Source organism: Vibrio sp. Vb0667, assembly GCF_033391095.1.
Genome location: NZ_JAWPOL010000001.1, coordinates 368,446 through 392,638 on the forward strand (window position 1 = coordinate 368,446; position 24,193 = coordinate 392,638).

Here is a 24,193-nt window from a genome sequence, read left to right on the forward strand (position 1 = left end):
AATTTTTACCACATCATCGATCATGAATCATAGATGCTTATTCTGGTTGAACTAGCTCTTGGTATTCAAATGAAGGTACCACAACTTCTACGCGACGGTTTTTCTCACGACCTTCGCGAGTGCTGTTGTCAGCAACTGGGTTTTCTTCACCCATACCTTTAACTGTCAAACGATCTGAACCAATGCCAGCTGCGGTTAGGTAATCAGCAACAGATTGAGCACGACGCTCAGACAGTTTTTGGTTGTATGCCGCAGGGCCTGAGCTATCCGTGTAACCAGTAATCTCTACTTGAGCTTGAGGATATTCGTTCAAGAATGAAACAAAGTTGTCCAGACGTTCAGAAACGGAATCTGTTAACTTAGCACTATCGAATTCAAACGTACCTGTACCGTACTCTTCTTTGTGCACCTTGCTCATCATCACTGGTTCTGGATCTGGCTCGATCACTTCTTCCGTTACAACTGCTGCAACAACTGGAGCTGCTGCAAATTTGTAGTTAACACCGATACCAAAGAAGTTAGCATCCATGTCGTCCCACACGTCGTCAGACATGTCTTGGTAGCGTTGGTATTCAGCGCGAACACTCCAGTTTCTATCGATCGAGTATTCAGCCCCCAAAGAACCTGTTGGGACAAAGTCTGTTTCGTCATCAGACATCATGTAAGCACCACCGATCTTAGCAAACAGATTCCAAGAGTCGTTTAAGTGCCAGTTGAATTTAGGTGCAAGTGTTAAAGCCGTTAGATTGCCGTCAATCGTATTAACCGTGTTAGCCCCTGACATCGAGTTAGCTTTGTAGTCGCCTAAGAAGTCTACGCCGTACTCTAGCCCAATGATATCGGTAAAGTCATAACCGATATGTAGTCCTGCACCGAACGCTTCATCATCACAAGGGCTATTTAGATAGCAAGCGTCGTCAAGTGTAGTCATGCCCACTTTGCCCCCGATGTACATTTCAGCTTGAGCAGAGTTTAAAAGCGCGCTACTACCAGCTACCACTGCTGCTACTGCAATTGCTACTTTGTTCATAATGTTTCCTTGTATTGATTGCATATTAACTTCTACTTCGTTTTATCAAAAAATTAGAAAAAACCAGCGTTTATAAGAAATTAGTTTAATATTCTAATCATTTCATATCAAGCAACAATATATTTGAACTTGATCAACATTTACTACCCAAAAATACCTCACAAACTTCTGATATTTCTTACATTGTAGTAAAGATTTTTTGGTGCATAAGAAAATTGATGATTATTTTGAACTTTTTTTCGTAAACTTTACTTTACATTGTGCGTGGTGGTTAACAGGTGGTTTTTATTTGCATTTATTTGCAAAAACTGATTGCAAGTCTACGCCTAAGCCGATAAGTTACTTAAACGCTAGACAGAAAATGACCACAGCCCTTGATGCTGCTCGCTTTGTGAACAATGTTGCAATGAGTTCAGTTGGTAAAAATGGGGTCGGAAATAAAACCAGGAAGTAGAAGTAATGTTTCAAACTGATGATGTAAGAATAAATAGAGTAAAAGAGTTATTGCCACCTGTTGCAGTATTAGAGAAGTTCCCAGCGACTGAAACCGCTTCTTCGACCACTTTTGATTGCCGTAACGCCATTCACAATATTCTTGAAGGAAAAGACGATCGATTACTCGTGATCGTTGGCCCGTGTTCTATTCACGATCCGGCTGCCGCGGTTGAGTACGGTAAAAAGCTAAAAGTACTACGTGATGAACTGGGCGAGCAGCTTGAGGTTGTTATGCGAGTTTATTTTGAAAAGCCGCGTACAACCGTTGGTTGGAAAGGCCTTATCAATGACCCTTACTTAAATGACACCTATAAGCTAAATGATGGTCTACGTATCGGACGTAAACTTCTTCTTGATCTAACCGATATGGGCTTGCCAACGGCAAGTGAATTCTTAGATATGATCACACCTCAGTACGTGGCGGATTTGATCAGTTGGGGCGCTATCGGTGCTCGTACGACAGAATCTCAGGTTCACCGCGAGCTAGCTTCTGGTCTTTCTTGTCCTGTAGGTTTCAAAAACGGTACAGACGGGAATATTAAAATAGCGAGCGACGCGATTCGTTCTGCAAGCGCTTCCCATCACTTCCTTTCAGTAACAAAATACGGTCATTCCGCGATCGTAGAAACCGCTGGTAATCCAGACTGCCATATTATTCTACGTGGCGGTAAAGAACCAAACTACAGTGCAGCACATGTAGCTCAAATTAAAGATGAGCTGGACACCGCAGGTCTGCCGAAAAAAGTGATGATTGATTTTAGCCATGCTAACAGCTCGAAGCAGTTCAAGCGTCAAATGCTGGTGTCTGATGATGTATCCGAACAAATCTCTGCTGGCGAAGAAGCCATTTTTGGTGTGATGATCGAGTCTCATTTAGTTGAAGGTCGCCAAGACTTAGTGGATGGCAAAGCAGCCACTTATGGTCAGTCGATTACTGATGCATGTATTGGTTGGGAAGATACGGAAACGGTACTTCGTCAGCTTTCTGATGCAGTAAAAGCGCGCCGCAACAAGTAAGCTCAACAGAAAAACTTTTTAAAAGCGAAAAGTGAATAGTGAAGAGCCAGAGGTACTATGCCTCTGGCTCTTTTTGTTGAGAATTACTCTCATATCTTTCTATTGTTTCTGCTTTCCTATATGTTATCTGTATACGTTGTAACCAAAAGGAATTTGGAATTGAATCGTAATGTATGGCTTCTATCCCTCTGCCAAGCCTTATTAATGACAGGGAATATTTTACTCATATCTGTTATTGCCCTTATTGGCAAAACACTTGCGCCGTCATCAAGTTTTATCACATTACCAGTTGCACTGCAGTTTTTGGGACTGATGGCCGCGACAATTCCTGCGTCGCTAATTATGGGCAAGTTAGGGCGTCGCCTTGGTTTTAGCCTTGGTAATGTCATTGGCATTTTGGGTGCTAGTCTAGCGACGTATGCATTAAGTCAACAAAACTTCTATCTGTTCTGCATGTCTACGTTTTTGCTTGGTGTTGGTATAGGTTTCGGTACTCTATACAGGTTTGCTGCCATTGAAGTGTGTGAAGAGTCGGCAAGGCATAGGGCGATTTCGATATCTATGGCGGGTGGGGTGTTAGCGGCGATCCTTGGGCCTAATCTGGCCGTGTACTCGCAGCAGTGGTCAGATGATGGCTTATACATTAGTGCATTTGCTGTGCTTGTCGTGCTTTATATAACCGCGTTGGTTGTGCTACAAACCATTCGTTTTCCACCTGCACACACGCAGGCGCTACACGCTAAGGCGGATAAGCTGAGACTGATTATTCGTCGACCTAATTTCATGCTGGCAGTTATCGCGGCAATGGTTGCGTACGCGGTGATGAACATTTTAATGACAGCAACTCCTTTAGCGATGATTGGTTGTGGCTTTGATTTTGATAAAGCGGCGGGAGTGATCGAATGGCACGTGTTGGGTATGTTTGCACCTGCGTTTGTCACGGGCCGTCTGATAGAGCGGTTTGGCGCTAAGAATATGATTTTGGCGGGTGGATTGCTATTTGTTGCTTGTATTGGAATTAATATACATGGAGTGTCTATCTGGCATTTTAGTCTTGCTTTAATCCTGTTAGGAATAGGGTGGAACTTTATGTTTATCGCAGCAACCGGGCTGTTTAGTCAAAGTTATGAAGCGAAAAACAGAAGCAAGGCTCAAGCGTTTAATGAATTCTTCGTGTTCAGTTGTGTCACCATCACCGCATTACTATCTGGTTGGCTTGAGTCTACCGTAGGTTGGCAGAATCTTAATTTGTATGTTCTTCCATTTGTGTTACTCGTTATCGCGATGTTTGCGTTAAAAACGAATAAAAAGCCAGAATCACAAACCGCTTAATTGAGGCTTAATATATAACCCGGCCGATCGTGTCGGGTTTGTTTATTAGCTCAAATCAACAATCTCTTCTTTATCTTTTTATCGATAATGTGAATTCCCACAATAAAAATGTCGATTTGATAAGACTTTTTATCTAACTTTTTGTAATAAAAATAAAAATCCTGTATATATCTTGCCGAAAATCAATAAAAACTAAAGAAGTTTCGTCTATGTCAGCCAATATTTCTCATAAAGCTCAAGAAACTCTCGTGAGGGAGTCTGAGGAACTCGTCTCAACAACGAACTTACAAGGTGTTATTACATATTGTAATGAAGCCTTTTGCCGCGTTGCTGAATACACTCACGAAGAACTTGTCGGTCAGAACCACAATATAGTTCGTCATAATGATATGCCTAAAGCCGCTTTCGGTGATATGTGGGCACGCCTTAAACAAGGTAAAGCCTGGCGTGGAATGGTTAAGAATGCCACTAAGTCTGGCGGTTACTATTGGGTTGATGCTTATGTCACCCCTATCTACGAAGACAACCATGTTGTTGGGTATCAATCAGTGCGCGTGAAACCAAAGCGAGAGTGGGTTGATATTGCGACAAAAGCCTACAAAAGCATGCGTGCTGCAGAGAAGTCTGGTCGAACTTGGTCGTTGAAAATCAATGAAACCATTCGCTATGCGATTCTACTTGGTGCACTAACCGCACCTGCAACCGCATATGCGTTGTCTGTTGAAGGGCCGTTGGCTTGGCTTGCAAGTGCGTTACCTGCAAGTGTTCTGGCTCTGTTATTCCGCCAAGAGTTAATTGATACACCTCAGCAACTTAAAAAGTTACAAAAGCAATATGACAGCGTAAGTCGCTTGATCTATTCCGGTAACACGGCATTTTCGATTGCCGATTTCCATATCAAAATGCTATCCGCAAGAATTCGAACCGTGTTAGGAAGGATGACTGACTCCGCATTGCCTTTGCAGCATTGCGCCGAAGAGCTCAGTCAAACAACGGCAGAAGTCTCGGCTGCATTAAATCAGCAAAATACCGATATTCATCGTGTGCGAGATGCTACCCAAGAGGTGGAGTTGTCGGCAAATTCGGTTTCTTCGAGTACCAATGATGCCCATATGTTGATTGATGATACATTGAAGTCATGCTTGATGGCGAAGGAGACCATTGATCAAACGCACACCAATCTAGCGCAATTAAGTCTTCAAGCTGAAAAAGCGACGGAAACGACGTATCAACTGAGTGATCAGGCGCAGAAGGTGAACCATTTGATGGAAGAGATTGGTGGGATCGCAGAGCAAACCAATTTACTGGCACTCAACGCGGCGATTGAAGCGGCAAGAGCAGGGGAGCAAGGTCGTGGTTTTGCTGTTGTAGCTGATGAGGTCCGCGCGCTTTCTGGGCGTACATCCAATGCAACTGAACAAATCCAAGCTTCTATCTCCACTATGTTGGCAACGATTCAAAGTTGGCAGAAAGATATTCTGGCAAACAAAGAGCAAACCGATGCCTGTTCTCAAGTAGCAGAACAAAGCGCGTTGCGTTTGTCTGAAGTTGAACAGATGATGCAAACCATGAGTGGGCTGATGGTTGATGTAGCAGAAGCGGCGAATAACCAGTTAAAGCTATCTAGTGATGTAAACCAGCACATTCATTCTATCGCTTCGACCGCAGAACAAAACTTGGCAGCAACACATTCAGTTGAGCAAAATAGCCGACAGTTGAAAGACCAAGTACAAGATTTCTATCAGCTCGCACTTCGATTTGAAGACAAATAGTCGTAACGAAAGTTGTGATGTTTATGCCCTGGCTGCGTTTATGCGAATAGGAGCCAGATAAAGAAAGCCCCGCCATTGCTGGTGGGGCTTTTCAGTTTTCACATTCGCAATAGAGAAAACTGACTATCTTTTTACTGCAATTACGCGAGTAGCTCTTTTGCTGTGTTCACTACGTTTTCAGTTGTGAAACCAAACATTTTGAATAGTTCGCCAGCTGGTGCAGATTCACCGAATGAAGTCATACCGATGATGCGACCGTCAAAGCCTACGTACTTGTACCAGAAGTCAGCAATACCTGCTTCAATTGCGATACGTGCTGTTACGTCTGATGGCAGTACAGCTTCACGGTAAGCGGCGTCTTGTTTGTCAAATGCGTCTGTTGATGGCATTGAAACAACGCGTACTTTCTTACCTTCAGCAGTTAGCTGTGCTGCTGCTTCTACTGCTAGTTCAACTTCAGAACCTGTTGCGATAAGGATTAGCTCTGGCTTGCCTTCGCAATCTTTCAGAATGTAAGCACCTTTCGCGATGTCTGCTACTTGTTCTGCTGTGCGCTCTTGTTGCGCAAGGTTTTGACGAGAGAAGATAAGTGCTGTCGGTGCATCTTTACGTTCAATCGCTAGTTTCCAAGCTACAGCGGACTCAACTTGGTCACATGGACGCCATGTGCTCATGTTTGGTGTTAGGCGTAGCGATGCCATTTGCTCAACTGGTTGGTGAGTTGGACCATCTTCGCCAAGACCGATAGAGTCATGCGTGTACACTTGGATGTTCTGAATTTTCATCAGCGCAGCCATACGCATTGCGTTACGTGCGTACTCCATGAACATTAGGAATGTTGCGCCGTAAGGAACGAAACCACCGTGTAGCGCGATACCGTTCATGATCGCTGTCATACCGAATTCACGTACGCCGTAGTGGATGTAGTTACCAGAGAAGTCGCTTGCTTCTAGAGACTTAGAACCAGACCACATTGTTAGGTTAGAAGGTGCTAGGTCAGCAGAGCCACCCATGAACTCTGGTAGTAGAGCACCAAATGCTTCTAGAGCATTTTGAGACGCTTTACGTGATGCAATGTTTGCTGGGTTAGCTTGAAGATCAGCAATGATTTGGCTTGCTTTCTCTTCCCACTGTGCAGGAAGCTCACCGTTTACGCGGCGTTTAAATTCAGCTGCCAGCTCAGGGTACGCTGCTTCATAAGCTGCAAATTTCTCGTTCCACGCTGCTTCCTTAGCTGCGCCTGTTTCTTTCGCTGACCATTCTGCGTAGACTTCTTGCGGAATTTCAAAAGGACCGTGCTCCCAACCTAGTTCTTTGCGTGTTGCTGCGATTTCTTCTGCACCTAGTGGCGCACCGTGACAATCGTGTGAACCAGATTTGTTTGGTGAACCAAAACCGATGATAGTCTTAGTACAGATAAGTGTAGGACGTGGATCCGCTTTTGCCGCTTCAATCGCTGCGTTGATTGCGTCAGCATCGTGACCATCGACTGCAGGGATTACGTGCCAACCGTAAGCTTCGAAACGCTTAGGTGTATCGTCAGAGAACCAACCTTCAACGTGACCGTCGATAGAGATGCCGTTGTCATCCCAGAATGCAATCAGCTTGCCTAGACCAAGAGTACCTGCAAGAGAGCATGCCTCGTGCGAAATACCTTCCATCAGACAGCCGTCGCCCATGAACACGTAAGTGAAGTGGTCAACGATGTCGTGGCCTTCTTTGTTGAATTGTGCTGCTAGCGCTTTTTCAGCTAGAGCCATACCAACCGCGTTAGTGATGCCTTGACCTAGCGGACCCGTTGTGGTCTCGATACCTGGCGCGTAACCATACTCTGGGTGACCAGGAGTTTTAGAGTGAAGCTGACGGAAGTTTTTCAGATCGTCGATAGACAACTCGTAACCTGCAAGGTGCAGTAGAGAGTAAATCAGCATTGAGCCATGGCCGTTAGACAGTACGAAACGGTCGCGGTCTGCCCACTCAGGGTTTGATGGGTTGTGGTTTAGATGAGAGCGCCAAAGAACTTCAGCGATGTCAGCCATACCCATAGGTGCACCTGGGTGACCAGAGTTAGCTTGTTGAACACCATCCATGCTTAGCGCACGGATTGCATTTGCTAGATGTTTACGATCCATAGTGATTACTTCTCGATATTTGATTTAAATAGAGGGAACTCGCCGAAACAAGTTCAAATAGAATTTTTTGAAAATAGTGCTGATGGTAAAAGCGAGTAGACGGGCTACTCGCTTTTGGTAAGCAATTAAAGCTTAGCTTCGATCATCGCTTCTAGTTTGCCTTGGTCAACGGCGAAGTTGCGGATACCTTCAGCCAGCTTCTCAACAGCCATTGGGTCTTGGTTATGTTCCCATAGGAATTCAGCGTGAGTCATTGGTGCTGGACGCTCAGCTGCGCCTTTAGAATCAACTAGTTTCTCAACTACTTCACCTTCAGCTGCTTCTAGTTCTGCAAGTAGAGCAGGAGCGATAGTTAGACGGTCACAACCAGCTAGTTCTAAGATCTCACCGATATTACGGAAGCTTGCGCCCATAACTACAGTTTTGTAGCCGTATTCTTTGTAGTAGTTGTAGATCTTAGTTACAGATAGTACGCCTGGATCTTCTTGAGCTTCGAAGTCACGGCCTTCTTTCGCTTTGTACCAGTCCATGATACGACCAACGAATGGCGAGATTAGGAATACACCCGCTTCTGCACAAGCACGTGCTTGAGCGAACGAGAATAGAAGCGTTAGGTTACAGTTGATGCCTTCTTTTTCTAGGATCTCAGCTGCGCGAATGCCTTCCCAAGTTGAAGCCAGTTTGATAAGGATACGGTCGTTAGTGATGCCAGCATCGTTGTACATTTTCACTAGTTGACGAGCTTTCGCTACGCTGCCTTCCATATCGTAAGATAGACGAGCGTCTACTTCTGTAGAGATACGACCTGGGATAGTTTTTAGGATTTCTTTACCGATGTTTACTGCAAGCATGTCACAAGTATCTTGAACTTGTTGAGCTTTGTCGTTGCTCTGTGCTTTAGCGTATTCGATTGAAGCATCGATTAGAGGTGCGTACTCTGCGATTTGAGCGGCTTTAAGGATAAGAGAAGGGTTAGTTGTTGCGTCTTCTGGCTGATACTTTTTAATTGCATCAATCTCGCCAGTGTCTGCTACTACAGTCGTTAGTTTACGAAGTTGCTCTAACTTGTTGCTCATAATCGATCATCCTATTTAAATGGGCTTAAGCGTGATTTTTGTTATCACAGCTTGTGCATTTGCAAGCGAGTTAGCTAACCGTCTCATCGCATTTAATGAGACATCTGCTCAGCCAACTACGGAAAATTTCGTTACCGAACAAATGCTATGAACATTTGATCGATAGCTGAGTAAATGATGTGTCCATATTTATCCTATCTATGCTGAAAGTCAATCGCTGAAATGGACTTATAGTGAACTTCATCAACGTTTTTTTACTGTGTGTTTAGTGGTTAACCCAAATAAACGTTTGCCCTTATTGTTCAAAGCTTGAGCGTTGTCCAAGAGGGTAAAAAATTGTAGTGAGAAAATGTTATTGCGATGAGCAAATGTAGCGTTTAAATTGATAAAGAACATATGCTAAGTCAATGAGCATATGTTCACTTATTGCATACAATATCGATCCTCTTAAAGGGCGAGAGAAACCATGAGCAGTTCTAATCAAGATATTTCCATTGAAAACACGGATTTGTTGACAGAGATTTCCGTCGCGTATTATCAAGACGGTGCGACTCAGGAAGAGATATCGAGAAAATTTGCCATATCACGCGCAAAGGTCGGGCGAATGCTCAAGCAGGCGCGTGATGAAGGCATTGTTGAAATTACCGTTAAATACCATCCGGTGTTCAGCGCCAAGATTGAACAACGTTTGATCGAGCGATTCGGCGTTAAGCGCGCGCTTGTTGCTCTTGATCAACCGAATGAAGAAGCGCAACGACTACAGGTATCGGGATTGGTGTCCAATTATCTCACTAGCACGCTCAAAAACGGCATGGTGGTGACGGTCGGACAAGGGCGCAACGTGTCGTCTGTCGCTCACCATATTGGTGTTATTACGCCGCGTGACTGTAAATTTGTGTGTGGTATTGGTGGTATTCACCCGCGTGGCGGTATGTATAACGCCGACCATATTTGTCGTCAGTTGGCGAAGAAATATGGGGGGACCTCTGAAACCCTTTATGCGCCGGCTTACGCAGAAAACAGAGAACAGAAGTTGGCCTTTATGCAAAATGCAACCGTGAAACAAACGCTCGACCTAGCACGTAAAGCCGATGTCGCTTTGGTTGGTATTGGTGACATGAGCGAAAACAGTTACATGGTCGACTTAGGTTGGTTTACGCCTGATGAAGTGGTTCAGTCGAGACTTCAACAAGGTGTGGTAGGGGATTTTGCAGGTTATGACTTCTTTGATATTCACGGTAATGTAGCGAACACGGTAATGAGTGACCGAGTAATTGGACTTGGTATTGAAGAGTTTCGGCCGATCTCGGAAGTCATTGCGATCGCAGCTGAGAACAGCAAGCCACTCGCTCTACTCGGAGCATTAAGAACTGGAGCGATAGACGTGATCGCCACGAGCGTTAGCAACGCATTAACCGTGCTCAACTTAGATGAGCAAATGCACGGCAACGCGACATCTGAACGCTGACGGAAATAGTCGGCTTTTGATGTAGTCAGGCTATGAGGGGTGACAAATCACTCATAGCCAGTTTCTATTTCGAAATGACAAGTTTGGTTTAGAAGCTGCGTTTAGTTTATTGGAACACATCATCTTTAGATAAACGTAAGATACTTTGTTAAACAGACACTTGTCTTAACACTCGATAGGTAGAGAGTGGTCTGCACCCCATTCGGTCCAAGAACCGTCGTACACCGACAGATTGTCTAGACCAATTTGATACGCCGCGAGTAATAAAATGCATGCGGTTACACCGGAACCGCAACTAAAAATAATCGAATTGTCACTATCTATCGTTAGTGCGCTAAATATCTGTTGCAACTCTGAATTTGGTTTAATGTGACCGTTGGCCAAGAGTTCTTGAAACGGTAAGCAAACCGAATTTGGAATGTGCCCACTACGTAGACCTTCTCGTGGCTCAGGCACTTCACCAAGGAAGCGAGCTTTGGCTCTAGCATCGATGATATTGGCACTTTTATTGGTTGAATGAGCAAGAACATCTTGTGCACTCAAAAAGGCATTTTGGTTGAGCTTGCCCGCAAAGTTGCCTTCTTCGCTTGGTTGCGATAGGGCACTTTCGGCAGGGAGTCCTGCTTCAATCCAAGCTGGAAGACCGCCATTTAAGACTCGGACATTGTCATGCCCCATGGCTTTGAACATCCACCAAGCTCTTGGTGCCGCTAAAGTGCCTGAGTTGTCATAAACCACAATCAAGTCTTCGTTGTTCAAACCGAGTTGTTGCGCACTTTGGTTGAAGCCTTCTTCTGTTGGCATCATATGCGGTAGGGAGGAGCCGGGTAAGCAAAAGTCATTGTCGTAATCAAAGCGTAAAGTATTTGGAATCCACTTATCTTGAATCTTTTTACCTTCAGAAGGGATTTGAAACGCAATACTAGCGTCGAGGAGCTTGACGTTAGGTTGGCCGAGAAGGCTATTGAGTTCATCAGTACTAATCAGTGCTTGCATTGTCTTTAGTTTGCTAGGTGGATAATCTTACTGTTTTACAACAAAAAAATCGCATGTTCAAAAGAACGATGCGATTTTTAAGTTAAAGATTGAAGATTTGTTCTGAAAGGCTGCTTTCGCTATGCCTTCAATCTATCTAGTTACATGTTCCAAGTGTTGTCTCCAGAAGTAATCACTTTCTGAATTGGGTCACTGCCGTCATAGAACCAAATTTCAACAAGTAGGCTACCTTGGCTATCAGAAACATTAAAGTCGACGTTTGCTGTACCGTTGTTGAGTGGAACCGATGCGACTTTACTTGGGTATCTTGCATCGTAGTTACCTGAACTGTGCTCAACAAACTCTTTGTACACGCTTAGGTGTGCACGTTGTGAAGAAAAACCACTGATGTCTACATTGAGCGTACCTTCAGTCACTGGGTTGTAGCTAAAGCCATCCGGTACTACTAGGTCCTGCATGGTTGCATTTTCTACAGTTACGGTAGTCTCTTCTACGGTTGTTTCTTCCTGTTGGGTAGTCTCTTCCTCTGCAACGGTCGTTTGAGCTGGTGGAGGTGGTGTACTGTTACCACCACCGCCGCCTCCGCCACAAGCTGTTAGTGCTAATCCCATGATGATTGTGATAAGTGCTTTCATAATGTTATCTCCCTATGGAATGTAGCATTTGTTAGGTGTTGGAGCGGTGTGCCAATCTGTGCTTCGTTCGCCACCAGACTCGGCCCAAGTTTGGAATTGAGGGTATGCATCGACCATGTCTACACGCTCTAGCGGCCAATCCCAATCCTCTACTATCAACAGTGCCCAAGGTAAGTTGTTTGCTGTTTTGAAGTACACACCTTGTGCAGGGTCACTTGCATCGACGCCGACACCGAAGAGGTTTTGGTCATCAAACTGTTCTGTTGGTGCTTGGTCTGCTAAGTGAACTTCCCATTTACGACCTGGTTGGAAGGTAATCCCGTCGCCATGGTAAGTCCCCGGCGTTGCGAAGATGAACGGGTCGTATGGCATGGCTTGAATGGCTGAACGGTCAGAGCCTTCGGTGAAGTACACATTCAAGGTAAAGGTGAGTGAAACGTTATCATCACAGCCAGACTCGGTACGGAAGTAGCTACAGCTGCTAGCCGCGTGTGTGCTTAAGTCTTCACTGATGATGAAAATTGCTTCATCAGAAATACTTTCCAAACCATTAGATGCTTGTTCTACACCATTGAAGGATAGCGTTGTTAATCCGTTTTCAATCGAGCTTCTCAATACACCCGGTAGTCGGATTGCGAAGCCATTTTTGTAACTTGCGCCGTAGGCCGCTAGGTCACCTGTAATCTGGATATTCTCAACATGACCAGCAAGACTGGTTTCAGTGATGCGGAATTTCACGACCACATCGTTCATGTCGTAGTCTGCGGTGTATGGCCAGTTATCTTCGTAAGCCACGGTGGCGTAATCTTCTGCACTCGGGAAATACTCCACTGAGTAACCATTACCAGTGATGGTAATTGGGTAATCTTCCACCTCACCAGACGTCGAACCACCATCGTAGTTTAATCCGGTTTGTTGGCTAAAGCGGAATCGGCTCCAGCTAGACCCTTCCGTTGCAGCGGTTGAAACTACAAACGGTAGGGGATTATTACCCGCAGACAGTAATTGGTCGGTAAAGACTTGCTCACCTTCATCATCAAAGTCACCATCGCGGTTCCAGTCAAACCATGCTGATAGGTAGCCAGAAGTAGAAGCTGTCACATTCACAATTGAGCTTAAGCCTGGATCAAGTGCGGATACAAAACCAACACCATCTTCATCGGCTGTGCCCACAGAGTTATCGTTTGCCTGTCCGTCGGCATCACCATCTGGAGCAACAGAGCCAAGCCAAGTTGCACCGTCCACTTCGTGGCGAGGACCGTTTGACGCAAGCGTGGTGTGGTAGCTGTCTGGAGCATCACCAAAATCAATTGGCTCGTCTTCGTCAATCACTGGAGCATTTGCACAACGTGCGCCATCATTTTGGCTTGAGCTTGGACCGTTGGATACAAACTCAACCGCAGGAACGATACCTGCTGCGATATTGGCTGCGTTACCTTCCGAAAGGTCAACACGATAGATTTTGCCATCTTGGTTACGTGACACGTAGTAGTTGCCGTTTACATCGAAGTAGCCAGCACCAAATGTGCCTAACTCACCAGTGTCACCTATCGCAGTCGTATTACCATTCGATGGGTTGAACTGGTACAACACTCCAGAGTTATTGTCGATGCCGTATAGGGAGCCGTCGCCTGGATGGAATGCAAAGTCGGTTAGGTTGACAGTCGCTGTAGAGCTAATTTTCACGATGCTCAAGGTCGCATTTGGATCAGAATCGAGCGGAGAAAGGTCAATGGAGAAAAGGCCTTTGCCTTTGCGGTACAAGTAGTAGACGTGGTTGTAAACGTCACCTACGTAAAACGTGTGGTCGGTAGGAAGGCCCGAAACATCAAGCGTCTCTGCTTGGAAGTCTTTACCAAGACGAACAATCTTTTTGTTTGTGGTGTCGTAGCCGTAGATATAACGGTCAGTGAAGTTAAAGCCTACACCGTTGATGCCCGAAGCCAAACCTGTGTCGTCCTCTAAAAGAGTCGTAGAGCCTGTAACCAAATTGACGCCATAGATTTGAACCGGGGTTGATTGGAATAGGTATGCTTGGCTTGGGCACGTATCAAATGGCGCCGCTTGTGCATAAGCGCTCACTATTAGAGACCCAAGTAGTAGTGATGTCCTTTTCATAATTCGCCCTCTCATTGGTTCGTGATATATGCAATGAAAGGAATGTGCCAACTTTTAAATTGTTGAATTTTATGAAGTTAAAATTTGTAAGAAGAAGGGTTTTAAATCTGATTGTCAAAATGAGAAAAAAGCCCAACATCGAGTTGGGCTTTTTGGGAATGATTAGAGGTTTAGAACTAACTACAAACCGGACAGGTTGGCATTTTCATCAGATTCATTTCTCGCCAAGACATGCTGAGCGCGTCCAAAATCAGAATTTTGCCTTTCTTTGGTTGGCCGTAATCAGCAATCACTTTAATCGTCTCCATCGCTTGTACTGCGCCAACAATACCCACAACAGGAGCCATGACTCCGGCTTCGACACAACTTAACGCACCGCTGCCGAAGAGGGCACTTAAGCACTGGTAACATGGTTGAGTTGGGTCGTCGTAAGTAAACACACTCACTTGGCCTTCCATACGAATAGCCGCGCCTGAAATTAGCGGTGTTTTAGTCGCAAAACATAGGCGGTTAAGTTGATTGCGCGTATCGACGTTATCTGATGCATCGACAACAATAGTGTGTTGCTTAATCAGGCTCTCTAACGCGGTATCATCAAGACGTTTTGCGATGGTATCTACGACAATGTGCGGATTAAGTTCACGTAGTGCATCGGCCGCTGATTCTACCTTCTTACGACCAATATCCGCATCGTGGTGCAGCACTTGGCGCTGAAGGTTAGACAACTCGACGATATCATCATCAATCAGCGTGATTTTACCGACACCAGCAGTCGCCAAATATTGGCTTGATGCGCAGCCTAAACCGCCAGCACCAAGCATCAATACCGATGCTTGTTTGAGTGCTTCTTGTCCTTCAAAGTCAAACTGACGAAGAATGATTTGGCGGTTGTAACGCAACATTTCCTGATCGGAAAGAATATCCACAACGTCTTCCTAGTAAAGGGTTGAGTTGAATAGTTGAATCTGAACCGTTTCGCCCACTTCAACTCGGCCGCGTTCACGTTCCAATACAACAAAACAGTTCGCTAGGCTCATTGAGCGGAATGCACCAGAGCTTTGGTTACCGGTTGTTTCAACGACAAACTTGCCATCTTCCAATGTATAGATACCACGTTGGTAATCGGTACGGCCTGGCGCTTTCTTAAAGGCGGTTTTGGTTGTTGCCGGAATAGACTCGGGGGCTTTCCATTCGGTGTGGCCTGCAAGTTTTGCCAGCATTGGTTGAACAAGCACGTACATAGTAAGGACTGCAGAAACCGGGTTACCTGGCAGACCACAGAACCAAGCTGTACTTAGCTTACCAAATGCGAAAGGTTTACCCGGCTTGATTGCTAGCTTCCAGAAACCGATTTCACCAAGTTCCTCAAGGATGTCTTTGGTGTAATCCGCTTCGCCTACACTGACACCGCCTGAGGTCACAACCACATCTGCCAATGTCTGCGCTTGTTCAAAGGTTGCTTTTAGAGTCTCTGGGCAATCTGGAATGATTCCGAGATCAACGGCTTCACAACCGAAGTTCTCGATAAGCGGTTTAATACCGTAACGGTTGCTGTCGTAGATCTGACCTTCGTCTAGCGGTTCGCTCAGTGGTTTAAGTTCATCACCAGTAGAGAAGAAAGCAACTTTTGGCTTACGTACTACTGTCACATGGCTAACACCAAGCGACGCAATCATCGGAATATCGCGAGGTGTCAAACGTGCACCTTTTGCCAGTACGATGTCGCCTTGTTTGATGTCGTCACCTGTTGGGCGGATGTTGTTTTGCGGCTTCACGTCAGTTTGATTGAACTGAATGCCAGCATCCGTCACTTCTGTGTTTTCTTGCATGATAACGGTATCACAACCCTGTGGGATTTTTGCGCCAGTCATGATGCGAACACAGGTACCTTGAGGCCATTCACCTTCAAAAGGTTGTCCTGCAAATGATTTACCTGCCAGAGGCAATACAGAAGATGACTCAAGATCTTGAATGCGAATAGCGTAGCCATCCATTGCTGAGTTGTCGAATGGCGGTACGTGGATAGGAGACAAGATATCTTCTGCCAGTACAAAACCGAGTGCTTCAGCAAGTGGAAGAGAAAGCGTTGTTTGGATAGGTTTGATTCGCGATAGCATTTTGTCCATCGCTTCTTCAATTGGCATCAAGCCAGGTGCGTCGCAGCAGCCCATTGAGAAAATCCTGTGTTCTTTTGTTTTGTGGCAACTTTACCATAAAAAGGGGACCGAGTAAGAATGTCCACCTATAAAATATGGGTGTAATTATTCAAAAATCCGAGTATCCTTGTCAGCCATCCGAAAGGGGTAAAAAGCCCGCGGAGCTCAATAAAATCAGCTCAGTACCTATATTTGATGTGACTTGGTGTAAAGACACGAAACTGAGCAACTCAAAGCGAAAAATATGAATGCAATTTTGATTGGGTTTGTATTAAAGCGGAAGTAACAAAAGAGGAAGTGGAATGTCAGGTCTTAGCGAGTCAGCGAAGTTGGTAAAAGAAGCGCTAGAGCAACGCGGTTTGGAAACGCCAATGCGTCCAAACAACGTAAGTCGTGAAGAGAAGAAAGAGAAGATCGAACACCACATGCGTGAGATCTTAGGTCTACTTCAACTTGACCTCACTGACGATAGCCTAGAAGAAACCCCTCACCGCATTGCTAAGATGTACGTTGACGAAATCTTCTCTGGTCTGGATTACTCCAACTTTCCTAAAATCACGGTGATTGAGAACAAGATGAACGTGAGCGAGATGGTTCGCGTGAAGGACATCACAGTGACCAGTACTTGTGAACACCACCTTGTGACCATCGATGGCAAGGCTGCTGTGGCTTACATTCCACGTGGCAAGATCATTGGCCTGTCAAAGATCAACCGTATCGTTCGCTTCTTTGCCCAGCGTCCACAAGTTCAAGAGCGTATGACACAGCAGATTCTTGTTGCGCTTCAAACGTTGCTTGAGTCTGATGATGTGGCAGTGACGATTGACGCAACACACTACTGCGTGAAATCTCGCGGTGTGATGGATGCAACCAGCGAAACCACGACAACAGCATTGGGCGGTATCTTCAAAAGCAACCCAGCAACGCGTGCCGAGTTTCTGCACGGTTTACGTTAGGTAACCAAGCACTATTCTAAGAGGATGGCAAACGCCATCCTTTTTTTATGCTTGTTTAGAAAATGACTTCATGATTTCTGGCCAATACATTTTGACGTAACCTGCCGATACCCAAACAACCAATACAGTCGCGATACTGAGCTCTAGAAAACCAAAGTCGTGTAGCCAGTGCCAGTGAGGGTGCGATTCGGCGAAAAAAGAGGTCAAGCGATGCATTGCGATGGCGCTGATCACGGAAGGAAAGGTTACTGCCGCGATAGAAGGTTGAAACTTCAAGCGAAGTAAGCGGAAGTAACATAAGTAGATCAATAACGTCATAGTGATGGCGATCCCGGCCAATGCGCCTGTCAGTATCGGATCAGGTAAGGGAAAGTTCACCAAGTATGCTGCTAATGACAAGTTTACCGGCGCGGCCATAATCGCGAGGGTCGGTCTTGCTCGCCTTGGTAGAGAGCCGAAAAACACCAAACGATACAACACGAGTGGCAGCATGAAGAAATAAATGCCGATGCACATCATCGCTAACGTTTCGGAGAATAAGTTGTGACCTAGTTGAGAACCGGCTAGTGAACTACTGATCAGCCCCACCGGATAAAGAAACCAACTCGGTACGATATTGGACATTTTGAAGTTCATTAGCTGAAAGCTAAAAAACAGCACCATCATAGTAAAATGCAGCAAAAGCGCCATAAACCAAAGTGGATAAGCGATGATAGGCGCTACAGCGGCAAGATAATCTGCAAGGATCAGTAACGCCATACTCATTGGTGCCATTAAACTACCACTCAGCGGGTGACGAATGTCGACCATGAATAATCGTGGATTAGCGGCATATTTTATGAGTACAGGGGCGAGTAAAAGTGCGCCGAGTGACGCCAAAAATGGACGTATCGGTTCACCAATCTCAGGAACATAGAGTGCCCAAGCTTGCCCTAAACCTATCATACCTAGTGCCAACGCGGCTTGAGACGGCGGGACACTATAAAACTGCACAAGTCTTCTCCAGTTCAAATCTACTCCATTTGATTTTTGCCTGAATGAAACGAAACATGACGATTTGGATGAAATGCTCTATTTAAGTAGCGAATACTAACAAGTATGGAGAGGGGTTTCTCATGAAAGGTGGTGAGCAAATATCAGAGAATGATAATTTTGTGAGTTTGGTATCGAATATTTGGGAAAAGATGTAAAAATGCAGAGTTTATCGCTCCAAACCCTTCGATAGTCTGGAGCGAAGTGATAACAAAGAGAATGTTATGTTGATTGATTCTCCGGTAGATCCTGCTGGCGTAACTTTTCGTTTTTGATTGTACGATGCAGCAGCTGGCTGTAAATAGGTTGTCCACCCAACAATTGAGCAATAATCACAGCGCCCAAACAAGTAATGATCAGTGGCAGGATTAAGTAGTAGTTATTCGTCATTTCAATCACTAACAGAATACCAGTAATCGGTGCACGTACCGTTGCAGCAAACAGGGCACCCATGCCCGCAATCGCAAATACACCAGGCTCGATATCAAGCGCAGGGAGCAAGACATCAGCACTTGCTCCGAACGCATAGCCAAATAAGGTTCCCAGAGCAAGCATAGGTGCAAAGATGCCTCCCGGCGCACCAGAACCAAAACAGAGCAGGGTTGTAATTACACGACCAAAGAAAAGCAAAACTAAAATAGATACCGAGTAGTTACCGTTAGTAATGTCAGGAATAAGGCCGATACCACCACCAGTTAGTTGGGGTACGTACAAAAGAAGCAAACCAAACACGCCTCCCAGTAGCGAACCCACAATCAAGTAGCGCTTACGATCGTTTTTGTGAATTGCGACAAAACTGTCTTGTGCCACGGTAATCAGTTTATTGAAGATCACGCCAAACACGCCAAACAATGCGCCAAGCAATAAAAACAGCCATAGGGTTTGAAGCTCTGGCGACTGGTATTGCGGCATAATGATAACGGCGTCTTGCCCGTTGATGGCGCGAAACACTATGTTCGCCATAATGGCAGAAATGATCACTGCGCGAATTGAGATCAAAGAGTAGCGAAACTGAGGTCGCATTTCCTCCACAACGAACATAATGCCTGCGAGTGGGGCATTAAAAGCCGCAGCCAAACCGCCAGCAGCACCAGAAGCGAGCAGGGAGTGGCGGGTATCGTCATCCTTTACCCGGAATATATCGGTCACCATTCGACCTACAGCACCACCCATTTGAACGGTTGGGCCTTCACGACCCAGCACCATACCTGAGCCAAGTGCGCCCATGCCGCCGAAGAATTTTACTGGTAGAACTCGCCACCAGCGCACTGGACGAATATTATCCATTGCCCCTTCGATTTCAGGAATACCAGAACCTGCCGCTTCTGGCGCAAAGCGGTGCACAAGAAAATAGCCAATAAAAGCTAAAAGTGCGCTAATGAGAACCGCTGCCAGCCACAACGGTAGAACATTACCAATTTCGCTTCTTAACCATTCTGTTCGTGTTTCAGAAACGAAATGAACGGCAAGCTCGAAATACGTACCGACAAAACCAGCCAACGTACCCACAATGGCGGCCATAATGAGAACAGAAAATGGTGTTGACCCTCGAGAGACAAACTGGTTAATCGCATCTTTCGGTACGTGCGCCAACACAGATTTCACAATTCTCTCGCGTTTGGTCATTAACAAGCTCTCCTGTTGCTGGGGGAAGGGACGAAAGAAAGTATACGCTTCGCAGAGTCTAGACCTAATCAATAAAGATGCAATTTAGCTTTTCACTATTGAGTGTTTGAAGTGTCGCGATATTATTCATTCACTCAGATTGTGCTATTGCTCTCATAATTTAGGATAAAAAACTTGTTTTTTGAGAAAAATGAACCATGCTTTAAATGTAAAGCAACATGACTGCTTCAGAAGGAGGGATGTGAGGTTTTACACACAATTTGGATGGATTCAAACCCTACGGTAAGTCCTCGTTTTATGTTCGGGATGCATCAATAGACATCGCCGATTCGCACACTCACGATTGAGTAACGAGGTAGAGGCGCACGCACATGTGCGCCTTCTTAATTTCTGCGTTATAACTTTCATCACCACCTGCCACTATTTTTCTCTTGAACATTTTCTTGCAGTTAGTAATGTCTTGGTTCGATGTCAACCAACTAGAGCAGTGCATGCGCTTTTATCTTCGACTCTTACTTTCTTTATGTTGTTGTTCGGTAACGTTTCCGGCACTTTCAACGCCGAGCTGGTGGCAAGACACGTTGTCAGCAATGCCATATTCCAATTTAAAAGAACGTATAGAAAAAAGTGGAAGCTGGTATGGTTGCGAAGTGCAGTTGCGAGACAACTCAACGTTTATCAACGCATTTTGTTTGGATGATTTTTCGTACTACCAGCAGCACTTGTATGGTGAAGTGATTTTGAGAAGAGAAAGTGCTCAGTTCTCGTTTCTTACTGAATACGAGTGGCAGCGTCTGAATGACTTACTTCTCAACTTAAGAAAGGATGGGTTAGTTTTACGCAGAGTCACTATCGGAAAAGAGCAATATGATGTCGTTGAAGCTCTGGAAAAGAAATCTTCCGAGCTTGTCGATAAAGAAGTTATTTTGTTGATGAACCGCTATCCACAAGAAACGATTCGAAGTTTGCTTTGGGTAAAACCGGACGAGTTTCTGACGCCATCACCGTCCTTAAATGTGCACTTGCGCAGTGATGGCGAAATTATCGAGGTCAAAGTGACTCGTTTTTAGATTCTTTATGGAGAGATAGGAAGGTCGCCATTGCAGACTCATCCAAAAAACCATCCGATTTTTTGTGAGCGCGCAGGTATTGATAGCCTGCGATTAGCTTGCGGTGTAGCTCTTCTGCATCGTCTGACAACGGCTGATTCATAACGTGTTGAAAGGCAAGTTTGTACGCATCCATATCCACGACTTCAGCACGGCGATATAAATAACCACATCCCGTTGCTAACCATTCGAGAGAGCAATTGGCGCGCATTGCAATTTGATTTGCTTTGGTTAGGCTAGGTTCACTGCCTTTAAGGTATTTGCGTATTAAAGCTTCAGACACATCGACGCGTCGAGCGAACCCGCTGATGCTTTCTTCTCCGATCAGGGTGGCTAGGCGTTGGGCAAAAGACATATTTCGTACTCCAGTTCGAATTGCGAAAGTTTACCCGTTGAGCCGGTACGAAAACAAGACTACGATGAATGCAGATCAATTGAAGGAGAAAACCCATGGTTGCAAAAGTAGTAACTGCACCAAAAGGCCCAGAGTTCTCAGAGCTGGTTCAAGGATATTGGCGTGCAGTTGAGTGGGGAATGACGGCTCAAGAGCGTTTGTCATTTCTTAAGCAACACATTGAGTTAGGCATTACGACGGTCGATCACGCCGACATCTACGGTAATTACGAGTGTGAGGCGTTGTTTGGTGAAGCGTTAGCTTTAGACAAGAGTGTTCGTGAGCAAATTCAGATCGTGACGAAATGCGACATCAATTTGTGTGGCGATAAAACGCCAGAGCGTAAGATCAATCACTACGACACGAGCTCAGCACATATCTACCAATCGGTGAATAACTCGCTAGAACGTTTGAATGTGGATGAAATCGACGTACTTTTAATTCATCGTCCTGACGTGTTAATGGATGCAGACGAGGTTGCAGAAGCATTTTCTGAGCTTCACAAAGTCGGCAAAGTGAAGCACTTTGGCGTGTCTAACTTCACCCCACGCCAGTTTGAACTGCTGCAATCTCGCTTAGGTAAGCCGTTGGTTACTAACCAAGTGGAAATCAACCCACTTAACTTTGAGGTTGCACACGATGGAACGCTTGATCAAATGCAAATGTTGCGCACGCGACCAATGGCTTGGTCTTGCCTCGGTGGTGGTTCAATTTTTAGTGGTGACAGTGAGCAAGCTGTTCGTGTCCGTAACGAATTAGAAGCAATTCGTGAAGAAGTGGGCGCAGCGAGTATTGACCAAGTAATTTATGCCTGGGTACGTCGTTTGCCATCTAACCCTATTCCAATCATTGGCTCTGGTAAAATCGAGCGTGTGCAAACTGCAGTTAATGCATTGAACATCGAACTTACTCGAGAGCAATGGTATCGCGTATGGGTGGCTTCTAAAGGTCATGGTGTGCCATAGAATTGATATCTTATCGATGAAATTATTATTAAAGGCATCCTCTAGCAGGGTGCCTTTTTAGTTTTAGCGCGTTACTGTTTACCCATTATGGAAATAGAAAGAATGAAATTCGAGCAAAAATGGGCTTTGGATGTTAGCTGCAACTTTTTGCTTACTTTGGGTGGAGGAGTTTTACCCATGTTTGTTTTATGTCACTAAACAGCGAATGTGATGCTTGCTTTTTAGTCATTTTGTTCACTCATTCATTCATATTGCGTATGCTTATTGAATAATAAAGAAATAAAAAACTCGTCAGTTTTCTCGTATTACATGCTGTAACAATCTGTTAGACTCCGGCGCAGATTGTGGAATATAAAAAGGTGATTGAATGTCTTTTCCCGTACTCATCTGTGATGATTCAGCGTTAGCACGCAAACAGATGGCGAGATCACTACCAGCCACATTGAATGCCGATATTACGTTTGCTATCCACGGAAAAAACGCGCTAGAAGAACTCGAAAAAAACGAGTTTAAATTGATGTTTCTTGATTTGACCATGCCAGAAATGGATGGCTTTGAAACACTAGAGCACATGCAACGGTTGGGGGATAAAACTCCGGTGGTTGTGGTGTCGGGGGATATCCAACCTAAAGCGAAAGAGCGCGTGTTCGCACTGGGTGCAAAAGCGTTTATTCAAAAACCGATCGCCAAAGATGAACTCAAGAAGGCGCTTAAAGAGTTGGTCGAGCCAGAACCTCGTCCTCAAATTATCACGCCTGTCTCTATTGAGTTACCGATTTTACGTCGTCGCGATATTTACATGGAAGTGGCTAACGTTTCAATTGGTCGAGCAGCCGATGCGTTGGCGCGTCACTTTGATGTGTTTGTGCAACTACCTCTGCCGAACGTCAATATCTTTGAAGTGAGCGAACTTCACATGGCCCTACGCGACTTGGCGTCGCATGACAACGTATCGGGTGTTTGTCAGGGATTTTGTGGCGAAGGTATTGCTGGCGAAGCGCTAGTGATCTTGAGTGATTCAAGCGTATCTGATCTCAAAAAGTTGATGAAAGTACCAGCAGACAGCGAAGAGCTAGAAGAGCTTGAGCTGCTAATGGATATTTCTAATATTTTGGTGGGGTCGTTCTTAAATGGTTTAGGCGAGCAGTCTGAAGTCCGATTCTTCCAAAGTCCACCAGTACTCCTTGGTCAGCATATCTCAATTGACTCGATCATTGAATCTACAACTGGAGCATTCAGCCGCACGATGACATTCGAAGTGAGCTACAACATTGAAGGAACGTCGATTCGTTGTGACTTGTTGTTTATGTTTGTGGATGAATCCTTGCCGCTGCTTGATAACAAACTGTCTTATCTAATGGAGGAGTTCTAATGTTGAATATGCCAGCAGAGTTTGAACAATTCCATTGGATGGTGGATATGGTACAAAACGTCGACATGGGCTTAGTGGTCATTGATCGAGATTACAATGTACAGGTCTGGAATGGGTTTATGACTCATCACAGTGGTTTGCAGTCTCATGATGCGATAGGTCGTTCTATATTTGATATCTTCCCTGAAATCCCACAGGAGTGGTTTAAATTAAAAACAAAACCAGTGTATGACCTAGGCTGTCGCAGCTTCATCACATGGCGACAACGACCTTACTTATTCTGCTGTCGCAATGTTCGACCAGTTACGCAGCAAGCGGAGTTTATGTACCAGAATGTTACGTTGAACCCAATGCGCACACCGACTGGAAAAATCAACTCGTTGTTTTTGTCTATACAAGACGCGACGGCTGAAGCTCTGATGTCTCAGAATCAATAGCGATAAAAAACTTTCTCAAAAGCCAAGGTCCGCCTTGGCTTTTTTGTATACTTATAATTGTGTTTCCCAATGCGT

At 45.1% G+C, this 24,193-nt stretch carries 21 protein-coding genes; 10 read left to right on the forward strand and 11 right to left on the reverse strand.

The features are described from left to right. Positions 1-37: 37 nt before the first annotated feature. Positions 38-1,030 carry an OmpA family protein gene (locus tag R8269_RS01745; RefSeq protein WP_017635198.1) on the reverse strand — a complete coding sequence of 331 codons (993 nt, stop codon included), beginning with the start codon at positions 1,028-1,030 and terminating at the stop codon, positions 38-40. 202 nt (positions 1,031-1,232) lie between these two features. On the opposite strand from R8269_RS01745, the gene R8269_RS01750 reads away from it, so the two are divergent. From R8269_RS01750 to R8269_RS01765, 4 genes are all read left to right on the forward strand, one after another. After that, positions 1,233-1,484 carry a hypothetical protein gene (locus R8269_RS01750; protein WP_017819898.1) on the forward strand — a complete coding sequence of 84 codons (252 nt, stop codon included), beginning with the start codon at positions 1,233-1,235 and terminating at the stop codon, positions 1,482-1,484. Between the two features lie 5 nt (positions 1,485-1,489). After that, positions 1,490-2,542, forward strand: a complete 1,053-nt coding sequence (aroG, locus tag R8269_RS01755) for a 3-deoxy-7-phosphoheptulonate synthase AroG (protein WP_017635200.1) — start codon at positions 1,490-1,492, stop codon at positions 2,540-2,542. Positions 2,543-2,701: 159 nt separating this feature from the next. Beyond that, complete coding sequence (locus R8269_RS01760; RefSeq protein ID WP_021035943.1) at positions 2,702-3,874, forward strand: MFS transporter; 1,173 nt, start codon at positions 2,702-2,704, stop codon at positions 3,872-3,874. A gap of 209 nt (positions 3,875-4,083) precedes the next feature. Continuing rightward, on the forward strand, positions 4,084-5,646 hold the full coding sequence (locus tag R8269_RS01765; protein WP_065275191.1) for a methyl-accepting chemotaxis protein: 1,563 nt from the start codon (positions 4,084-4,086) through the stop codon (positions 5,644-5,646). A 140-nt stretch (positions 5,647-5,786) separates the two neighbouring features. On the opposite strand, the gene tkt is transcribed toward R8269_RS01765, so the two are convergent. Both tkt and tal read right to left on the reverse strand, forming a co-directional pair. Next, positions 5,787-7,778 carry a transketolase gene (gene tkt / locus R8269_RS01770; RefSeq protein ID WP_042522667.1) on the reverse strand — a complete coding sequence of 664 codons (1,992 nt, stop codon included), beginning with the start codon at positions 7,776-7,778 and terminating at the stop codon, positions 5,787-5,789. Between the two features lie 125 nt (positions 7,779-7,903). Continuing rightward, positions 7,904-8,854, reverse strand: a complete 951-nt coding sequence (tal, locus tag R8269_RS01775) for a transaldolase (RefSeq protein ID WP_005373488.1) — start codon at positions 8,852-8,854, stop codon at positions 7,904-7,906. 466 nt (positions 8,855-9,320) lie between these two features. Here tal and R8269_RS01780 point away from each other — a divergent pair, with 466 nt between their 5' ends. After that, the gene (locus R8269_RS01780) at positions 9,321-10,322 is read left to right on the forward strand and encodes a sugar-binding transcriptional regulator (protein WP_005387670.1); all 1,002 of its coding nucleotides are present in this window, start codon (positions 9,321-9,323) and stop codon (positions 10,320-10,322) included. A gap of 165 nt (positions 10,323-10,487) precedes the next feature. On the opposite strand, the gene R8269_RS01785 is transcribed toward R8269_RS01780, so the two are convergent. From R8269_RS01785 to moeA, 5 genes are all read right to left on the reverse strand, one after another. Next, complete coding sequence (locus tag R8269_RS01785; RefSeq protein WP_005373484.1) at positions 10,488-11,318, reverse strand: sulfurtransferase; 831 nt, start codon at positions 11,316-11,318, stop codon at positions 10,488-10,490. A 140-nt stretch (positions 11,319-11,458) separates the two neighbouring features. Next, entirely contained in the window at positions 11,459-11,953 is a 495-nt protein-coding gene (locus R8269_RS01790; protein ID WP_005373483.1) for a hypothetical protein, read from the reverse strand. Between the two features lie 12 nt (positions 11,954-11,965). After that, a complete protein-coding gene (locus R8269_RS01795) occupies positions 11,966-14,071 on the reverse strand; it encodes an LruC domain-containing protein (RefSeq protein ID WP_031778828.1) in 2,106 nt (701 codons plus the stop codon). A gap of 176 nt (positions 14,072-14,247) precedes the next feature. After that, positions 14,248-14,997 carry a molybdopterin-synthase adenylyltransferase MoeB gene (moeB, locus tag R8269_RS01800; RefSeq protein WP_005373481.1) on the reverse strand — a complete coding sequence of 250 codons (750 nt, stop codon included), beginning with the start codon at positions 14,995-14,997 and terminating at the stop codon, positions 14,248-14,250. A 9-nt stretch (positions 14,998-15,006) separates the two neighbouring features. Beyond that, the gene (gene moeA, locus R8269_RS01805; RefSeq protein ID WP_005373480.1) at positions 15,007-16,242 is read right to left on the reverse strand and encodes a molybdopterin molybdotransferase MoeA; all 1,236 of its coding nucleotides are present in this window, start codon (positions 16,240-16,242) and stop codon (positions 15,007-15,009) included. A 287-nt stretch (positions 16,243-16,529) separates the two neighbouring features. On the opposite strand from moeA, the gene folE reads away from it, so the two are divergent. Continuing rightward, positions 16,530-17,183 carry a GTP cyclohydrolase I FolE gene (gene folE / locus R8269_RS01810; RefSeq protein WP_005373478.1) on the forward strand — a complete coding sequence of 218 codons (654 nt, stop codon included), beginning with the start codon at positions 16,530-16,532 and terminating at the stop codon, positions 17,181-17,183. Between the two features lie 45 nt (positions 17,184-17,228). Here folE and R8269_RS01815 read toward each other — a convergent pair whose 3' ends face one another. Both R8269_RS01815 and clcA read right to left on the reverse strand, forming a co-directional pair. Further along, the gene (locus R8269_RS01815) at positions 17,229-18,176 is read right to left on the reverse strand and encodes a TDT family transporter (protein WP_005373475.1); all 948 of its coding nucleotides are present in this window, start codon (positions 18,174-18,176) and stop codon (positions 17,229-17,231) included. Between the two features lie 261 nt (positions 18,177-18,437). Then, positions 18,438-19,841, reverse strand: coding sequence for a H(+)/Cl(-) exchange transporter ClcA (clcA, locus tag R8269_RS01820; protein ID WP_258477188.1), 1,404 nt, complete (start codon positions 19,839-19,841; stop codon positions 18,438-18,440). Between the two features lie 455 nt (positions 19,842-20,296). Here clcA and R8269_RS01825 point away from each other — a divergent pair, with 455 nt between their 5' ends. Then, positions 20,297-20,911: a hypothetical protein gene (locus R8269_RS01825; RefSeq protein WP_080996737.1), complete on the forward strand. Its 615-nt coding sequence runs from the start codon at positions 20,297-20,299 to the stop codon at positions 20,909-20,911. On the opposite strand, the gene R8269_RS01830 is transcribed toward R8269_RS01825, so the two are convergent. Beyond that, a complete protein-coding gene (locus R8269_RS01830; RefSeq protein WP_005387686.1) occupies positions 20,892-21,305 on the reverse strand; it encodes a helix-turn-helix domain-containing protein in 414 nt (137 codons plus the stop codon). The genes R8269_RS01825 and R8269_RS01830 overlap by 20 nt on opposite strands. A gap of 95 nt (positions 21,306-21,400) precedes the next feature. On the opposite strand from R8269_RS01830, the gene R8269_RS01835 reads away from it, so the two are divergent. From R8269_RS01835 to R8269_RS01845, 3 genes are all read left to right on the forward strand, one after another. Continuing rightward, positions 21,401-22,309 carry an aldo/keto reductase gene (locus tag R8269_RS01835; protein ID WP_005387688.1) on the forward strand — a complete coding sequence of 303 codons (909 nt, stop codon included), beginning with the start codon at positions 21,401-21,403 and terminating at the stop codon, positions 22,307-22,309. Positions 22,310-22,676: 367 nt separating this feature from the next. Beyond that, positions 22,677-23,681: a response regulator gene (locus tag R8269_RS01840; RefSeq protein WP_005373466.1), complete on the forward strand. Its 1,005-nt coding sequence runs from the start codon at positions 22,677-22,679 to the stop codon at positions 23,679-23,681. Further along, positions 23,681-24,118 (forward strand): PAS domain-containing protein, encoded by a 438-nt coding sequence (locus tag R8269_RS01845; protein WP_005373463.1) that lies wholly within the window; start codon positions 23,681-23,683, stop codon positions 24,116-24,118. The genes R8269_RS01840 and R8269_RS01845 overlap by 1 nt, the downstream gene beginning before the upstream one ends. Positions 24,119-24,193 lie beyond the last annotated feature (75 nt).

Excerpts from the sequence above, each read along its gene's own strand:
- R8269_RS01845 (WP_005373463.1), top strand. The coding sequence starts at position 23,681 with ATGTTGAATATGCCAGCAGAGTTTGAACAATTCCATTGGATGGTGGAT.
- R8269_RS01765 (WP_065275191.1), top strand. The coding sequence starts at position 4,084 with ATGTCAGCCAATATTTCTCATAAAGCTCAAGAAACTCTCGTGAGGGAG.
- R8269_RS01795 (WP_031778828.1), bottom strand. The coding sequence starts at position 14,071 with ATGAAAAGGACATCACTACTACTTGGGTCTCTAATAGTGAGCGCTTAT.
- R8269_RS01745 (WP_017635198.1), bottom strand. The coding sequence starts at position 1,030 with ATGAACAAAGTAGCAATTGCAGTAGCAGCAGTGGTAGCTGGTAGTAGC.
- R8269_RS01830 (WP_005387686.1), bottom strand. The coding sequence starts at position 21,305 with ATGTCTTTTGCCCAACGCCTAGCCACCCTGATCGGAGAAGAAAGCATC.
- R8269_RS01790 (WP_005373483.1), bottom strand. The coding sequence starts at position 11,953 with ATGAAAGCACTTATCACAATCATCATGGGATTAGCACTAACAGCTTGT.
- R8269_RS01835 (WP_005387688.1), top strand. The coding sequence starts at position 21,401 with ATGGTTGCAAAAGTAGTAACTGCACCAAAAGGCCCAGAGTTCTCAGAG.
- tkt (WP_042522667.1), bottom strand. The coding sequence starts at position 7,778 with ATGGATCGTAAACATCTAGCAAATGCAATCCGTGCGCTAAGCATGGAT.
- moeA (WP_005373480.1), bottom strand. The coding sequence starts at position 16,242 with ATGGGCTGCTGCGACGCACCTGGCTTGATGCCAATTGAAGAAGCGATG.
- R8269_RS01785 (WP_005373484.1), bottom strand. The coding sequence starts at position 11,318 with ATGCAAGCACTGATTAGTACTGATGAACTCAATAGCCTTCTCGGCCAA.
- R8269_RS01840 (WP_005373466.1), top strand. The coding sequence starts at position 22,677 with ATGTCTTTTCCCGTACTCATCTGTGATGATTCAGCGTTAGCACGCAAA.
- folE (WP_005373478.1), top strand. The coding sequence starts at position 16,530 with ATGTCAGGTCTTAGCGAGTCAGCGAAGTTGGTAAAAGAAGCGCTAGAG.
- tal (WP_005373488.1), bottom strand. The coding sequence starts at position 8,854 with ATGAGCAACAAGTTAGAGCAACTTCGTAAACTAACGACTGTAGTAGCA.
- clcA (WP_258477188.1), bottom strand. The coding sequence starts at position 19,841 with ATGACCAAACGCGAGAGAATTGTGAAATCTGTGTTGGCGCACGTACCG.
- aroG (WP_017635200.1), top strand. The coding sequence starts at position 1,490 with ATGTTTCAAACTGATGATGTAAGAATAAATAGAGTAAAAGAGTTATTG.
- R8269_RS01825 (WP_080996737.1), top strand. The coding sequence starts at position 20,297 with ATGTCTTGGTTCGATGTCAACCAACTAGAGCAGTGCATGCGCTTTTAT.
- R8269_RS01780 (WP_005387670.1), top strand. The coding sequence starts at position 9,321 with ATGAGCAGTTCTAATCAAGATATTTCCATTGAAAACACGGATTTGTTG.